The following is a 15751-nucleotide window of genomic DNA, read 5'->3' on the forward strand; positions in this document are numbered from 1 at the left end:
GAGGCGGGCAAGCAATACCTCAAGCGCTACGAGACGACCCCGGGCCGCATGCTGCTCGGCGAGACGCTGCCCAAGTCGTCGAAGGTGCCGTTCGAGACGGTCAACCGGCTGCTGACCAAGAAGGATGTCGGCGACGTCATCGACGAGGTCTATCGCCATACCGGCCAGAAGGAGACCGTGCTGTTCGCCGACGCGATCATGGCATTGGGCTTCCGCCACGCGTTCAAGGCGGGCATCTCGTTCGGCAAGGACGACATGATCATCCCGGACGCCAAAGTCGGTCTCGTCGACGACACCCGCGGTCTCGTGAAGGATTTCGAGCAGCAGTATCAGGACGGGCTCATCACCCAGCAGGAGAAATACAACAAGGTCATCGACGCCTGGAGCCGTTGCGGCGACCAGGTGGCCTCGGCCATGATGGACGAAATCCGATCGGTGAAGAAGTATGAGGACGGCCCCAATGCGGGCCGCGAGAAGCCGATCAACTCGATCTACATGATGGCGCATTCGGGTGCGCGCGGTAGCCAGGCGCAGATCAAGCAGCTCGCCGGCATGCGCGGGCTGATGGCCAAGCCTAGCGGAGAGATCATCGAAACGCCGATCATCTCGAACTTCAAGGAGGGTCTCACCGTCCTCGAATATTTCAACTCCACCCACGGCGCGCGCAAGGGCCTCGCGGATACGGCGTTGAAGACCGCCAATTCGGGCTACCTCACCCGCCGCCTCGTCGACGTGTCGCAGGACTGCGTCATCATCGAGGAGGATTGCGGCACCGAGCGCGCGCTGGAGATGAAGGCGATCGTGCAAGGAGGCTCGACCATCGCGTCGCTCGGCGAGCGTATTCTCGGCCGCACCACCGCGGAGGACATCGTCGACAGCAAGACCGGCGAAATCATCATCCCGACGGGCACGTTGCTCGACGAGGCGATGATCGTGCGGATCGAGGCGATCGGCTTGCAGGGCTGCAAGATTCGCTCGCCGCTGGTGTGTGAATCGAAGATCGGCGTCTGCGGCAAGTGCTACGGGCGTGATCTTGCCCGCGGCACCCCGGTGAACATCGGCGAGGCGGTCGGCGTCATCGCGGCGCAGTCGATCGGCGAGCCCGGCACCCAGCTGACGATGCGGACGTTCCACATCGGCGGCGCGGCGCAGCTGAACGAGCAGTCGAACCTGGAGGCGCCGGTCGACGGCACCGCCAGCTACAAGGACCTGCGCATCATCGTCGACCAGCGCGGCCGCCGCGTCGTGCTCAGCCGTTCGGGTGAGATCGTCATTACCGACATGGACGGCCGCGAACTGTCGACCCATCGTATCCCTTACGGCGCGTATGTCCTGTTCGACGACGGTCACATCGTCGAAAAGGGCGACCGGATGGCGGAATGGGACCCGTTCACGATGCCGGTCATCACCGAGAACCCGGGCACCGTGAAGTTCGTCGACCTGATCGAGGGCAAGACGCTCACCGAGCAGACCGACGAAGCGACCGGCATCTCGCAGCGGGTGGTGATCGAGTATCGCACCTCGACCAAGACCAAGGAGGATCTGCGTCCGCGTCTGACCCTGCTCGACGATGCTTCGGGCGAAGCCGGCCGCTACATGCTAGTCTCCGGCGCGACGCTGTCGGTCGAGGACGGTGCGCAGGTCCAGGGCGGCGACGTGCTGGCGCGCGTCAGCCGTGAATCGGCCAAGACCCGCGACATCACCGGCGGTCTGCCGCGGGTGGCCGAGCTGTTCGAGGCGCGTATCCCCAAGGACTCGGCGATCATCGCCAAGGTTTCGGGCCGCGTCGTGTTCGGCAAGGATTACAAGGCCAAGCGCAAGATCGGCATCCAGCCCGAGGATGGCGGCGAGGTCGTCGAGTATCTGGTGCCCAAGTCCAAGGTCATCGACGTCCAGGAGGGCGATTACGTCAAGCGCGGCGACAATCTGATCGGCGGTTCGCCCGATCCGCACGACATCCTGGAGACGATGGGGGTAGAACCGCTGGCGGAATACCTCGTGTCGGAGATCCAGGAGGTCTATCGTCTCCAGGGCGTGAAGATCAACGACAAGCATATCGAGACGATCGTCCGCCAGATGCTCCAGAAGGTCGAGATCACCGACGGCGGCGACACCACGCTGCTGAAGGGCGAGCAGGTCGACCGCGAGGAAATGGACGCGACCAACGAGAAGCTCGACAAGAACCAGACGCGTGCACAGGGCAAGCCCGTCCTGCTCGGCATCACCAAGGCGTCGCTGCAGACCCGCAGCTTCATCTCGGCGGCGTCGTTCCAGGAGACCACCCGCGTCCTCACCGAGGCGGCGGTTCAGGGCAAGCAGGACACGCTGATGGGCCTGAAGGAGAACGTCATCGTCGGCCGCCTGATCCCGGCGGGCACCGGTGCGGGCATGAACCGCCTGCGCGTGGCGGCCACCAGCCGTGACGTGGCGCTCCGCGCGCAGCAGAAGCGCCTCGCCGAGGTGATCGTCGCCCCGCTCAGCGCCGCCGAACAGCGTGCCGCCGAAAAGGCGCGCACCCCGCGCGAGGACGCCGGCACCGGCGACGACGCGCTCGCCGAGGTGGTGACCTCGGGCACCGGCACCGATGCCGATGCGGGCGAGTATCTCAACGACTGATCGCCGGGATCACCGCTGAGGTTCGGATAAGCCGCCGCTCGGAAAGCCGGGCGGCGGCTTTTTCGTGTGGGGGGTTGCCGGCGCCTTAACCACTATCTCACTGATGGCGGGTAGTGCTATCGAACCATGACCTATCCGCAACCGCCGACCTCGCGCTGGATGATCCTCCAGCTTGCACTGCTGGCGCTGACCGTATGCCTGCTCGCCGGATGGCCGCCGCGCTCGGGCATGCTGCTGCTCGTCCCGCTTGGTCATGCGCCGGCGGAGCGGACGATAGACACAGCCCTGGCAGCCGGAGCATGGCTCGTCGCGCCGGGTCCGCTGCCGCGATCCTACGTCGTGCGCGGCGAACGCGACGCGCTGATCGCGCCGATGCTGGCGGCCGGCATCCTGGTCCTCGCCGCTCCGGCCGCGGGCTGCGGCGCATGACCGGCGTGCGCGCCGGACAGACCGATCTCGACGCCTTTCGCGCGCGTGGCGTCCGCTTTGCGGCCAGCGCCGGCTGGATCGCGACACTCGTGCTCGCGGTAATGGGATGGTGGCGCGACATGGACGGCACGATACCCGCCATCGTCGCCGCCGCTGCGGTCAACGTCGCGCCGACGGTCATGGCATTGCGTGGGCGGCATGACGGCGTCGCGCGGCTGCTGTGCGGCACGCTTGCGGCCGCCCACCCCGCATTGGCGATCTACCTGTTGCGCGGCGACCCGTGGCAGATGGACGCGCACATGTACTTCTTCGTGGCGCTCGCGGCGCTCGTGATGCTGTGCGACTGGCGTCCGATCGCGCTCGCCGCCGGGCTGATCGCGCTGCATCATCTGACGTTGCAAGTGGCAGCGCCCGGCTGGGTCTTCACCGGCACCGGCAATCTCGGGCGGGTCGTCTTCCATGCCGCTGCCGTGGCGCTGCAATTCGCGGTCCTGGCCTATGTCACCACGCAGCTGCGCCGCCTCATGATCCGCCAGCAGGAGGCGCGCCTGCAAAGCGAGCACGATGCGGTCGAGGCGATCGGGAGCCGCGACCGCATGGAAGCGGCGTTGACCAGCGCGTCCGAAGCCGAACGACGCGCCGACGCCGAGCGCGCGCGGCGCATCCAGCTGGAGCGATGCGCCGCCGCCGACCGCCGGACCGAAATGGCCGCCCTGGCCGAGGCGTTCCGGGCGTCCGTTGCCGACATCGTCGATTCGGTCGGATCGGCGGCGGCACACCTCGACGCATCGGCCCGCGCGCTCGATGACCTGGCGCAAACGACGACCCGCAAGACCGGGACAAGTGCGACGACCGCATCGCGTTCGTTGAACAATGCCGCCCGCCTCGGGCAACAAATCCATGCGCTGAGCGATGCGGTGACGTCGATCGCGAGCAGCGCCGAGCAGCAGGTCGTGTTGGGCAGTGAGGCACGCGCAGCATCGGGCGCCAGCCACGCGACCGTCGCCGCGCTGGTCGAGCGAACGCAGACGATCGGCACTTTTGCCAGCGCGATCCACGCCATTGCCGGGCGCACCAACCTGCTGGCACTGAACGCGACGATCGAAGCGGCACGTGCAGGCGTCGCCGGCAACGGCTTCGCCGTGGTCGCGGGCGAGGTCAAGCAGCTGGCCGGACAGGCCGACGCTGCCTCAAGCAACATCCGTTCGCTTGCGGGTTCGGCCGAGGCCAATGCGGCACTCGCGCACGATGCATTGGGCAAGATCGCCGGCAGCATCGGTCAGCTGGCGGATGCGGCCGGCACGATCCGCGACGAGGTCGAGCATCATCGCCATGCCGCGACCGCAATCCAAGCGACCGCGCAGGATACGGCCGCAGGGATCGACGCGATGGCCGAGGATTTCCAGGGTGTCGCCAGGGTCGCGGCCGATACCGCGAGCCTCTCCGCGATCGTTGCAACCGCGGCAAGCGGCTTGTCGAGCACGGCCGGCCAATTGCGTACGGCAACCGACCAGTTCGTCGCCAAGATGAAGGCTGCGTAGCGGCTAGCGACCTATCCCACCAGGACCCGGTCCGGCTCCGGCGACAACGTCCGCGCGATCGCCTCGAACGCGCTGCCCTCGATCCGGATCTCGTTGAACGCCGGCGGCGTGCTGCGCACCCGTTTCGACAGAGTCCCCGCGCCGATCATCCGGATCGTCCGCCCTGCGCGCGTGACGGGGACGTCGAACGGATCGTGGACATGCCCCGACAGCACCGCATGCGCACCGGCCTCGGCAAGCGCGGTCAGCGCCACATCGCCACGGCGGGTGCTGGCGGTGCCCTTCGTCCCGCCTTCGATCAGCGGGTGGTGCGCCGCGACGAAGATCAGGTTCTGCTTCGGCACCTCGGCGATCATCGCCAGCGCGCGGTGAAGCGATCCGGTGCTCACCCGGCCCTTCGACCAGTTCAGTCGCCACTGCGCCCGCGCGGTCGTCTTCAGCGGCACGATGGTGACGCCGGGAAGCTCCAGCGGCCGCTCGATCATCTTTTCGACCGCGGCGTAGCGCTGATAGGGTGCGAACAGCCGGCGGAACGGATCCCAATAATAGGGGATGTCGTGATTGCCGACCTCCAGCGTCACCGGCACCCCGAGCGAGCGCAGCCAGTCGCCGCCCGCCTGGAACTCATTCGGAGTCGCGCGCATCGTCAGGTCGCCGGTCATCACCACCGCATCGGGCTTTTCCTCGGCGACCAGCGCGGAGAACCAGGCGATCGCCGCCGGGTCCTCCGCGCCGAAATGCACGTCGCTGACGTGGAACAGCCGCAGCCCCATCAGGCCAGTTCGTCGAGAGTCTTGGGCTGGTGCAGCGGACAGCCGTTGAACCGCCCGCGATAATCCTGCGAGAACGTATAGGTGTCCTTGCGCACCCGATTGACGCCGCCGAGCGGGCGGTGCGCGTCGAGCGCATTCCAGACGCTATAGGCCAGCGCATCGTCGAGGCCCTCGGTCTCGCCGGGGGTCCACGACAATTGCGGCGGCGCGACCAGGGTGGCGACCGTCACGTACGGGCTCGCCTTCTCGTCCCACTCCTCCGTCGGGTCCTCGACCGGCATCGCGTCCAGATCGGTGTTGAGCTGGACGCGCAACTCCCATGTGCCGCCCTGCTCGATCATCACCTCGCGCACGACCTCACGCAGTGCGTCGGGCCGGTCCGCGGTGACGTTGACGGTGTCGCCGGTCAGCTGGGTCAGCGCAGGCGACACGGGCACCAGCGCGAACTTGGCGATGTGGTCGCCGTAGCGAAAGGCGGTCTGGCTGTAATAGGTCTCGCCGAGCGGATGGACCTGCGGTGCGCCGCCCAATTGCTGGAGCGTCGCCGATTCCAACCCGACCGCCTCCAGCGTCGCCTCGACCCCGCGCAGGATGCCGGACAGCAGCTTCTTGCCGCTCTCGCCCTTGTCCGTGGTCTTGGCGAGCAGCTTCAGGTTCTTGGCGAACGCCTTGGGATCGGGCGCGTTGAACACGGGGCCGTTGACCATGATGAAGTCCTGCGTCGTGTCGCCCTCGGACCCCGCGACCCGCGCGCCGTCCACCCCGAGCACCTTGAGCGCCAAGCCACGGGGCAGTGCGATCGAATCGTCGAGAATGTCGCCCGGATTGGTCGAAATCCGCAGAATCGCCTCGTGCTCGCCAGGCGTCGCGAACAGCCCCTGCGCCAGTTCGGGCGGCAGCCCGCCCTTCACGCTCAGCGTGCCCTTGGCGATGCCGTGCGCCTTGGCGTGGACCGAACGGACCGCGTGGCCGTAATCCTTCGACGTGGTATCCAGGATCTCCTTGAACGACGCCTCCAGATCGCGGACGGTCTCAGCTTCGTCGGGTTCCACTGTCTCCACGGACGGGGCGTAACGGACAGGGCTGGTCATGCGGGCATCTCCGGGCGGTTCGCTTCGTCAAACCGCCGGAGCGCGGGGCTGTTCCCGGATTGAAACTATAACCTAGGAACCATATCGAGTTGAACGGCGCCGCGGCGGAGCCGCGTCGTCGACCGTAGCTGCGCGACGCCGGCCGGACTTGCGCATCTCGCGCCTAAGGCGCGCGCTGCGGCGAGCGGGTGAAGGGAATCGAACCCCAAAGCGCAGCCCGGCAAGGCGAAGCGACCTCAAACAACCGAGGGCTCGCGATTTACCATGAAAATGGAGCGGGTGAAGGGAATCGAACCCTCGTCGTAAGCTTGGGAAGCTTCTGCTCTGCCATTGAGCTACACCCGCGGCACGCCCTTGGTGTAACCGCAGGTGCCGCGCGGTGCAAGACGCCCGCGACGGTCGGCGCCGACGTGCCGCCGCTGCCTGTTGTGCCTCCCCCACCGATGCCTTAGCCTTCAACCGGGGGACAGGATCGATGATAACGCTAAGACCCGGCGGACCGCGATGTTCGCGCTGCTGCTGACGCCGGCCTATGCGCCGTTCGCGATCGCCTTTGCCGTCATGATCGGCATCGGCCTGATCGAGGCGGTCGGGCTGGGCCTCGGGCATCTCGATCTGGACGGCGGGATGGACGGCGGTGTCGATCACGGCGGCGTCCTCGATTGGCTCGGTCTGGGCGGCGAATTGCCGATCCTGGTCTGGCTCACGTCGCTGCTCGGATGCTTCACGCTGACGGGGATCGCGGTGCAGCAGGTCGCGACCGCGGCGACCGGCGCGCCGATCGCGTGGGGCCTCGCATCGGCCGCGGCGGCGGTCGCGGGGGCGCTGCTCAACACACTTGCCGCCAACGGCCTCGCGCGAATCATGCCGGGCTTCGAGACGACCGCCATCGCCACCGACGAGCTGCTGCGCCGCCGCGGCACCGTGCTGGAAGGCACAGCCCGCCGCGGCGCGCCCACGCGCGCCAAGGTCGTCGACCGGCATGGCCAGGCGCATTTCGTCATGGTCGAGCCGCACGACGACGCCGGCACCATAGCGCACGGCGAAACCGCGCTGCTCGTTCGACGGGAGGGCAAGTTGTTCTTCGCCGTCGCCGACACGAACACGCTTCTGCAACCCTTCTGATCCACATCGACCTGCTCATTCGGAGAGGCCTTCATGCCCGCATCGCTCGTGACCATCCTGATCTACGCCGGCATCGTCCTGATCGCGCTCGTCGTCATCGGCATCATCCTCACCCGCCTGTATCGCCGCGCGACCAAGGACGTGGCGCTGATCCGCACCGGCTTCGGCGGCGAGAAGGTGGTGCTGAACGGCGGCATCATGGTCATCCCGGTGCTCCACGAATTGATGCAGGTTCGTCTGACGACGGTGAAGCTGGAGGTGTCGCGGCTCAACAAGGACGCGCTCATCACCCTCGACAAGCTGCGCGTCGACGTCGTCGGGCTGTTCCACATCAAGGTGAAGCCCGATGCCGAATCGATCGCCGCCGCCGCGCAGACCTTGGGCGATTCGGTCAACAGCCCCGATGCGGTGAAGTCGTTGCTCGACGGCAAGCTCGTCTCCGCGCTGCGCTCGGTCGCGGCGACGATGACGATGGAGCACCTCCACGCCAACCGCGCCGACTTCATCCAGAAGGTGCAGGAGGCGCTGATGACCGATCTGGACATGAACGGTTTCCAGCTCGAATCGGTCAGCATCACCCATTTCGATCAGACCGCGTTCGAGCATTTCAACGAGAACAACGCTTTCGATGCCGAGGGGCTGACCGTGCTCACGCGGACGATCGAGGAGCGCAAGAAGATCAGGAACGACATCGTCGCCACCAACCGGGTCGAGATCGAGCAGCGCAACCTGGATGCCAACAACCAGTCGCTCGAGATCGCCCAGGCGGCCGAACAGGCGCGGTTGTTGCAGGAGCAGACCCTGTCCGCCCGCCGCGCCGAACAGGCGACCGCGATCGCCACCGCCGAGGCCGAGCAGACCCGCCTCGCCGAGATCGCGCGGATCACCGCCATGCAAGCGCAAACCGTCGCGCAGACCGAGGCCGACAAGATCGTCAAGACCGCCACGATCGCGCGCGACGGCGCGATCCAGACCGCGACGATCGAGCGCGACCGCACCATCGAGATCGCGCGGATCACCACCGCCGTCCAGACCGCCCAGAAGTCCGAGGAGGAATCGACCGCGACGGCGGCGGCCAACGAGGCGCGCGCGCTCGCCGTCCGCGCCGAGGAAAGCGTCGCCACCGCCAAGGCGACCGAGATCGCCAATCGCAACAAGAACGTCGCGGTCATCGCCGCCACTCAGCGCGCGCAGGAGGAAGCGGTCGGCATCACCGTCGCCGCTTCGGCCGAAAAGGAAGCCGCCGAGGCCCGCGCCAGCGCGCTGCGCACCGAAGCGACCGCCGAGGCCGACGCCGAAAAGGCGCGCGCTGAGGGCCGCGAGGCCGCCTTCAAGGTCGACGCGGCGGGTCAGGCCTCGCTTAACGAGGCGACCAACCTGCTGAGCGATGCGCAGACCGCGTTGCTGGTGCGCAAGGCGATGCTGGAGGCGCTGCCCGCCATCATCGCCGCGGCAGCCAAGCCGATGGAGAATATCGACCGGATCAGCATCCTCGACGCGCGCGGCCTCCACGGCGACGGTGCTGCCGACGGCGCACCCGGCGGCGGCCAAGGCAACCTCGCCGACGCCGCGGTCGCCGCCGCGATGCGCTACCGCGTCGGCGGCCCGCTGATCGACGGGCTGATGGCCGAGCTCGGCATGGCGGGCGGCTCGCTGAATGGGATGCTGGCGGGCAGCCAGGGAATCGAACGAAGCTCGGCAGAAAACCCGCCGCAAGCCCCGCAGATCAAGGCGCTCAACGGCAACGGGGCCGCGCGCGACGCGGCCTGACCCTGGTCAGATCCCGTCGGCCACGACCTCACGACCCGTCGCCTCCAACCGCGCGGCGAGGTCGGCCAGACACGCGTCGGCCGCGTTCGGATCGGGGCTGCGGACGACGAAATTGGCGCCCGTGCGTCCGTCGCGGAAGAACGGATAGCTGCCGATCGCGACCTCCGCGCCGCCGCCGCGGTGCGCCTTCTCGACCGCGCGCAGCAGGTCCGCGACCTCGCTCTCGGCGACCCAGCAGCCGATCGTGCGCGACACCACCGGGCGCCCGCCCTCCAGCGTGCCGGTCAGCGCGTCGAGCATCCCGGCGGTGATGTGCGGCACGCCCGCCATGATGAAGACGTTGCCGATGCGGATGCCCGGCGCGCCCGACACGCGGTTCTCGATCAGCGCCGCGCCGTCGGGCACCCGCGCCATCCGCGCCCGCGCCTCGCTCAAGCCGCCGCGGGTGGCGTAATAGGCCTTCAGGATCGCCATCGCCGCGGGATGATGGACGACGCCGACTCCCAACGCCTGCGCGATCGCATCGACGGTGATGTCGTCGTGGGTCGGTCCGATGCCGCCGGTGGTGAAGCAATAATCGCATGCCGAACGCAACGCATTCACCGCCTCGACGATCGCCGGCGTCGTGTCGCCGACGACGCGCACCTCGTGCAGCCGGATGCCCTGGACGTTCAGCCACGCGGCGAGCTGCGCGATGTTCCTGTCCTGGGTGCGCCCCGACAGGATTTCGTCGCCGATGACCACCAGCCCGGCGGTCCAGATCCGTTCGTCACCCATGGGCCCGCATAGTCTCGCAAACCCCGGATCGCCACGCTATATCGTCACAATGACCGAATATGCCACCGTCACCAGCGACGCCCCTAACGCGCGCACCGGCGCGATCAAGCTCCACGGCCCCGCAGCTTTTGTGGGCATGCACAAGGCTGGGCGGCTGGCCGCGGCGACGCTCGACATGCTCGTGCCGCACATGGTGCCCGGCGTCTCGACCGCGGAGATCGACCGGCTGATCTACGATTTCGTCATGGCGAACGATGCCGTGCCCGCGACGCTCGGCTACCGCGGTTATACGCACAGCAGCTGCATCTCGATCAACCACGTCGTCTGCCACGGCATTCCGGGCGAAAAGACGCTGAAATCGGGCGACATCGTCAACGTCGACGTCACCCCGATCCTGGATGGCTGGCACGGCGATTCGAGCCGCATGTACCTGATCGGCGACGTGCCCCTCAAGGCGCGGAGGCTGGTCGAGGTGACCTACGAATGCCTGATGCTCGGCATCGAGCAGGCGCGCCCCGGCAACCGCATGGGCGACGTCGCCAACGCCATCCAGCGCCACGCCGAGCGCCACCGCTACGGCGTGGTCCGCGATTTCTGCGGCCACGGCGTCGGCCGCCTGTTCCACGACGCGCCCGAAGTCGTGCATGCGGGCAAACCCGGCACCGGCCCCGAACTGCGGCCCGGCATGATCTTTACCATCGAACCGATGATCAACACCGGCCGCGCCGACGTGAAGCTCCTCGACGACGGCTGGACCGCGGTGACCCGCGACCGCTCGCTCAGCGCGCAGTTCGAACATTCGGTGGGGATCACCGAAGAGGGCTGCGAGATCTTCACCCTCTCACCCGCGGGGTACAATCAGCCGCCGTACGGGTAAGGCAATTTAGCGACCAGCCGTTCGACCCCTTCCGGGTCCGCCTCGATCATTCCCAGCAGAACGCGCGCCGGCGCATCCGGCCGGCGGCGCCGCTGCTCCCAATCCCTAACCGTGCCGATCGGCAGGCGAAACGTCCTGGCAAACTCGGTCTGGCTCTTCTTGGTCCTGGCGCGCACGGTCTTCACGTCGATCGGCTCGGCAACGCGGCCCCGGGACTGGTCACCTTCGACATACGCGATGGCGTCCGCCATGCCCTCCATCATCATCTCGAATGCCTTGCGCGCCATCATGATGCTCCCAGTCTGCCGGTCAGTCGTTTACAGACGTCGGCAAAAGCGTTCTGCTCGGCCTTGGTCAGATTGGTCTTCACGTTCTTCGGGAATATCGTCAGCAGAAACACCGGCGTATTCTTCCCGCCAAAATACGTCACGGCGCGGTACCCGCCCGACTTTCCGCCGCCGGGCCGGGCGACCCGCAGCTTGCGGGCACCACCGCACCCCGGCATGATCTCGCCGGCTTCGGGATTGGCGGCGATCATGTCCACGATGGCTTGCTGCTCACCCTCTTCGATACCGGCGAGCTTTGCAGCACGAAGATAGGCGCTCGTCTCGACGACCGTGTGCATCAGCCGGACTATGCGGCAATGCCGTATGGACGTCAAGGCGATGTCCGGTCGTTTTTGTCTGTCCTACAGCTTGCAAGCCGTGCCATCCTTGCCGCGGCTCGGCGACTCCGTGCCTGCTCTTTCTCAAGCGTACGCAAGCCGAACCGATCGAAGCGCCCGATGCAATTTCATCACGCACGATACGCGTCACCTTCGACAACATCGGTCAGGAGCGAACCCCTGTTGGATGCGACTTTCCAGTGACCTTTCGCGCGGACGATTGACGTCATTGGCCTCACCTTAGCCTCACCTTCACCGCGCACGGCGGATGACGCGGGCCGCCCGCACCGCTATGCCCCCGCCATGCCCCAGATCACCCCCCAGATCGTCGCCGACCACGGCCTCTCCCCCGACGAGTACGACCGCGTCCTCCACGCGCTCGGCCGCGAGCCCAACCTCGTCGAGCTCGGCATCTTCTCGGTCATGTGGTCCGAGCATTGCAGCTACAAATCGAGCCGCATCCACCTGAAAAAGCTTCCCACCACCGGCCCCCAGGTCATCTGCGGCCCTGGCGAGAACGCGGGCGTGGTCGACATCGGCGACGGCCAGGCCGCGATCTTCAAGATGGAGAGCCACAACCACCCATCGTACATCGAACCGTACCAGGGCGCGGCAACCGGGGTCGGCGGCATCCTGCGCGACGTCTTCACGATGGGCGCACGCCCGGTCGCCAACATGAACGCGCTGCGCTTCGGCTCGCCGGATCACCCCAAGATGCGCCACCTGATCGCGGGCGTCGTCCATGGCATCGGCGGGTACGGCAATTGCGTCGGCGTCCCCACCGTCGGCGGCGAGGTCAACTTTCACAAGGCCTACGACGGCAACATCCTTGTCAACGCGATGACCGTCGGCGTCGCGGATCAGGACAAGATCTTCTACAGCGCGGCCAGCGGCATCGGCAATCCGATCGTCTACGACGGCTCGAAGACCGGCCGCGACGGCATCCACGGCGCGACGATGGCCTCGGCCGACTTCGGCGAGGACTCGGACGCCAAGCGCCCCACCGTCCAGGTCGGCGACCCCTTCACCGAGAAACTGCTGATCGAGGCGTGCCTGGAGCTGATGGCGACCGACGTCATCGTCGCGATTCAGGACATGGGCGCCGCGGGCCTCACCTCCTCCTCGGTCGAGATGGCATCCAAGGGCGGCGTCGGCATCGAGCTGGTGATGGACGACGTGCCCCAACGCGAAACCGGCATGACCGCGTACGAGATGATGCTGTCCGAAAGCCAGGAGCGCATGCTCATGGTCCTCAAACCCGGCCGCGAGGCCGAGGCGGAGGCGATCTTCCGCAAATGGGAGCTCGATTTCGCGGTGATCGGGCGGGTCACCGACACCGGCCGCATGGTGCTGCGCCACAAGGGCGAAGTGGTGTGCGACATCCCGCTCGGACCGCTCGCTGACGACGCGCCCTGCTACGACCGCCCGCACGTCCCCACCCGGTCCCCCGCCCCCCTGCCCGGCGGCCTCTCCACCCGCGACATCGCCGCGGACCTGCTCAAGCTGATGGCCAGTCCCGATCTCGCCAGCCGCCGCTGGATCTGGGAGCAATACGACACCCAGGTCGGCGCCGACACCGTTCAGCGCCCCGGCGGCGACGCCGCGGTGGTGCGCGTCCACGGCACGAGCAAGGCGCTGGCAATCACCACCGACTGCACCCCGCGCTACTGCTTCGCCGATCCGCGCGAGGGCGGCAAACAGGCGATCGCCGAGACGTGGCGCAACCTCACCGCGGTCGGCGCCACGCCCTTGGCGGCGACCGACTGCCTCAACTTCGCCAACCCCGAGCGCCCGGAGATCATGGGGCAGCTCGTCGGCTGCATCGAAGGCATGGCGGAGGCGTGCCGCGCGCTCGACTATCCGATCGTCTCGGGCAACGTCAGCCTTTACAATGAGAGCAAGGCGACGGGCGGCGGCTCCGCCATCCTGCCCACCCCCGCGATCGGCGGCGTCGGGCTGCTCGCCGACTGGACGAAGTCGGCGACGATCGCGTTCAAGGACACCGGCGACATCATTCTGGCAGTGGGAACCCGCGGCGGCCATCTCGGCCAGTCGCTCTGGCTGCGCGAATGCCACGCCCGCGAAGGCGCCGACGCAGGCCCGCCCCCGCCCGTCGACCTCGCCGCCGAACGCCGCACCGGCGACCTCATCCGCGCAGGGATCGCCGCGGGTCAGCTCACCGCGGTCCACGACGTGTCCGACGGCGGTGTCGCGGTCGCGATCGCGGAGATGGCGCTCGCCGGCAACATCGGCGCGATGATCGACCGCAAGCAACCCTTCGACTGCGCCCGCGCCTTCTTCGCCGAGGACCAGGGCGTCTACATCGTCACCATCGACGACCACGGCATGATGGACTTCCTCGCCGCCGCACATGCCGCCGGGGTCGAGGTCGAGCCGATGGGCCGCACCGGCGGCAAGCGCCTGATTTTCGAGCGCCCCAACCGCGACGACGTAGTGACGCTCGACGCCTTGCGGGCGGCGCACGAAGGTTTCTTCCCCGCCCTCATGGGAGCAGATGCGGCACTCGCATGACCGACCCGACCGGGCGGATCGACACGCTCGATTTCCTCCGCGGCATCGCGGTCATGGGTATCCTCGCCGCCAACCTGCCCGCGTTCGCCTTGCCCGAAGCGGCATATTTCTCGCCGCTGGCGGCGGGCGGCACCGATCCGGCCAGCGTTGCGGCGTGGTTCGCGACGTACGTGCTGGTCGAAGGCAAGATGCGCGGGCTGTTCTCGCTGCTGTTCGGCGCGTCGATGCTGCTTGTCGTCGAGCGCGCCGAGGCGGCCGGCGGGAACGGCGCGGCGGTGCATTTCCGGCGGATGGCGTGGCTGTTCGCGATCGGCTGGGTCCACCTCTACGCGCTTTGGCGCGGCGACATCCTTACCCATTATGCGCTTTGCGGCGCCGTCGCCTACCCGTTCAGGCGCATGCCGGTGCGCGGGCTGGTCACGGTCGCGGCGGCGCTAATCATCTGGGAGACCGCGCAAGGCGCAGCGCTGTACGGCGGCGTGATCCAGGCACAGGCGCACCCCGGGGCGGTATCGCGCGCCTTCCTGGCCGCAATGACGGCGGGGTTCGGCGCGCCGCCCGCGCAAGAGCTCGCCCGCGAGGTCGCAGCCTTGCGGGGCGGCTACGCAGAGGTCCTCGCATGGCGCTGGAACACGGCGACATCCCCGCTCACCCTGCTTCCGGTCCTCGGGCCGGAGACACTCGCGACGATGCTGCTCGGCATGGCGGGGCTGAAGTCCGGGTTCCTGACGGGCGCCTGGCTCAGAGCAAGCTACGCACGCTGGGCGGCGGTGGGGCTCGGCGTATCGCTGCCGGTCTACGCCGCAGCAGCGCTCCACACAATCGCGGGCGGCTTCGCGCTGGAGGACGTCGTGTTCGGCGCGGTGACGCTGCCGGCCGCGATACGTACCCCCGCGATCATCGGCTACGCCGCACTCGGCATCCTGCTCATGCGACCGGGCGGATGGCTGACCCGCCGGATCGCCGCCGCCGGACGCGCAGCCTTCACCAACTATCTGGGCACCTCGCTCGTCATGACGACGATCTTCTACGGCTACGGCCTAGACCTGTTCGGTCAATCGTCGCGATCCGAACTCTACTGGCTGATTATTCCGGCCTGGGCGTTGATGCTCGCCTGGTCGCAGCCGTGGCTCGCCCGGTATCGTTATGGTCCGCTCGAGTGGCTCTGGCGCTCGCTCGCGAAAGGTCGCATCGAAGGGCTCCGTAGTTAATGCGACCTATGTGCATTTAGCTTGCGAGCGCCTCGCAATAGCGGTACACACGTTCCATAGAGTCGAGGGAGCGCCGCGTGGTCGTCTGCGTCTGCAATGCCATCCGCGAGAAGGATCTGCGCTCCGCCGCGCGCACCGGCTGCGAAACGCCGTGTCGCGCCTATGCCGAACTCGGCCACCGCGCGCGCTGCGGCCAGTGCGTCACCTTCGCGCGCTCGATCATCGACTCCGAACGCGCGGCCGCGTAGCGTTCTCACTCGCAAGAATACGAGGATTTCTGCGGGTTTGAAGGGTTGATCCGCGGCGGGTCGCGCGCCTACAAGGCACCCAAGCGAAAGGGCACGG

Annotated in this window: 13 protein-coding genes, 1 tRNA gene and 1 pseudogene; 9 read left to right on the forward strand and 6 right to left on the reverse strand. The window is 67.7% G+C overall.

The window, feature by feature from the left end; all coding sequences use genetic code 11:
* From ACE5C1_RS01620 to ACE5C1_RS01630, 3 genes and pseudogenes are all read left to right on the forward strand, one after another.
* Positions 1-2616 (forward strand): annotated as a pseudogene (locus ACE5C1_RS01620) (DNA-directed RNA polymerase subunit beta'); the annotation flags it as partial.
* A 126-nt stretch (positions 2617-2742) separates the two neighbouring features.
* Positions 2743-3045, forward strand: coding sequence for a hypothetical protein (locus ACE5C1_RS01625; RefSeq protein ID WP_374942318.1), 303 nt, complete (start codon positions 2743-2745; stop codon positions 3043-3045).
* Complete coding sequence (locus ACE5C1_RS01630) at positions 3042-4586, forward strand: methyl-accepting chemotaxis protein (RefSeq protein WP_374942319.1); 1545 nt, start codon at positions 3042-3044, stop codon at positions 4584-4586. The genes ACE5C1_RS01625 and ACE5C1_RS01630 overlap by 4 nt, the downstream gene beginning before the upstream one ends.
* An 11-nt stretch (positions 4587-4597) precedes the next feature.
* Here the strand turns inward: ACE5C1_RS01630 and ACE5C1_RS01635 are convergent, their stop codons facing one another.
* The 3 genes from ACE5C1_RS01635 to ACE5C1_RS01645 form a co-directional block, all read right to left on the reverse strand.
* Positions 4598-5359 carry a metallophosphoesterase family protein gene (locus ACE5C1_RS01635; protein WP_374942320.1) on the reverse strand — a complete coding sequence of 254 codons (762 nt, stop codon included), beginning with the start codon at positions 5357-5359 and terminating at the stop codon, positions 4598-4600.
* Positions 5359-6450: a catalase family protein gene (locus ACE5C1_RS01640; protein ID WP_374942321.1), complete on the reverse strand. Its 1092-nt coding sequence runs from the start codon at positions 6448-6450 to the stop codon at positions 5359-5361. Before ACE5C1_RS01640 ends, ACE5C1_RS01635 begins: the two co-directional genes overlap by 1 nt.
* A gap of 271 nt (positions 6451-6721) precedes the next feature.
* Positions 6722-6795: transfer RNA gene (locus ACE5C1_RS01645), tRNA-Gly, on the reverse strand.
* A gap of 159 nt (positions 6796-6954) precedes the next feature.
* On the opposite strand from ACE5C1_RS01645, the gene ACE5C1_RS01650 reads away from it, so the two are divergent.
* Together ACE5C1_RS01650 and ACE5C1_RS01655 are read left to right on the forward strand one after the other, a co-directional pair.
* Entirely contained in the window at positions 6955-7575 is a 621-nt protein-coding gene (locus tag ACE5C1_RS01650; protein ID WP_374942322.1) for an OB-fold-containig protein, read from the forward strand.
* Between the two features lie 33 nt (positions 7576-7608).
* Positions 7609-9345 carry a flotillin family protein gene (locus ACE5C1_RS01655; protein WP_374942323.1) on the forward strand — a complete coding sequence of 579 codons (1737 nt, stop codon included), beginning with the start codon at positions 7609-7611 and terminating at the stop codon, positions 9343-9345.
* A 6-nt stretch (positions 9346-9351) separates the two neighbouring features.
* Here the strand turns inward: ACE5C1_RS01655 and ACE5C1_RS01660 are convergent, their stop codons facing one another.
* Positions 9352-10122 (reverse strand): competence/damage-inducible protein A, encoded by a 771-nt coding sequence (locus tag ACE5C1_RS01660; RefSeq protein ID WP_374942324.1) that lies wholly within the window; start codon positions 10120-10122, stop codon positions 9352-9354.
* 49 nt (positions 10123-10171) lie between these two features.
* On the opposite strand from ACE5C1_RS01660, the gene map reads away from it, so the two are divergent.
* The gene (gene map / locus ACE5C1_RS01665) at positions 10172-10999 is read left to right on the forward strand and encodes a type I methionyl aminopeptidase (RefSeq protein ID WP_374942325.1); all 828 of its coding nucleotides are present in this window, start codon (positions 10172-10174) and stop codon (positions 10997-10999) included.
* Here the strand turns inward: map and ACE5C1_RS01670 are convergent.
* Positions 10981-11289, reverse strand: coding sequence for a helix-turn-helix domain-containing protein (locus tag ACE5C1_RS01670; RefSeq protein WP_374942326.1), 309 nt, complete (start codon positions 11287-11289; stop codon positions 10981-10983). The genes map and ACE5C1_RS01670 overlap by 19 nt on opposite strands.
* Positions 11286-11624 (reverse strand): type II toxin-antitoxin system RelE/ParE family toxin, encoded by a 339-nt coding sequence (locus tag ACE5C1_RS01675; protein ID WP_374942327.1) that lies wholly within the window; start codon positions 11622-11624, stop codon positions 11286-11288. Before ACE5C1_RS01675 ends, ACE5C1_RS01670 begins: the two co-directional genes overlap by 4 nt.
* Positions 11625-11966: 342 nt before the next feature.
* Between ACE5C1_RS01675 and purL the strand changes: the two genes are divergently transcribed.
* The 3 genes from purL (at position 11967) to ACE5C1_RS01690 (ending at position 15654) form a co-directional block, all read left to right on the forward strand.
* Positions 11967-14195 (forward strand): phosphoribosylformylglycinamidine synthase subunit PurL, encoded by a 2229-nt coding sequence (gene purL / locus ACE5C1_RS01680; RefSeq protein ID WP_374942328.1) that lies wholly within the window; start codon positions 11967-11969, stop codon positions 14193-14195.
* Complete coding sequence (locus ACE5C1_RS01685) at positions 14192-15406, forward strand: DUF418 domain-containing protein (protein ID WP_374942329.1); 1215 nt, start codon at positions 14192-14194, stop codon at positions 15404-15406. The genes purL and ACE5C1_RS01685 overlap by 4 nt, the downstream gene beginning before the upstream one ends.
* Before the next feature lie 77 nt (positions 15407-15483).
* Positions 15484-15654, forward strand: a complete 171-nt coding sequence (locus ACE5C1_RS01690) for a bacterioferritin-associated ferredoxin (protein WP_374942330.1) — start codon at positions 15484-15486, stop codon at positions 15652-15654.
* Positions 15655-15751 lie beyond the last annotated feature (97 nt).

The sequence above is a fragment of the Sphingomonas sp. genome (genome assembly GCF_964263785.1).
Lineage (GTDB): Bacteria > Pseudomonadota > Alphaproteobacteria > Sphingomonadales > Sphingomonadaceae > Sphingomonas.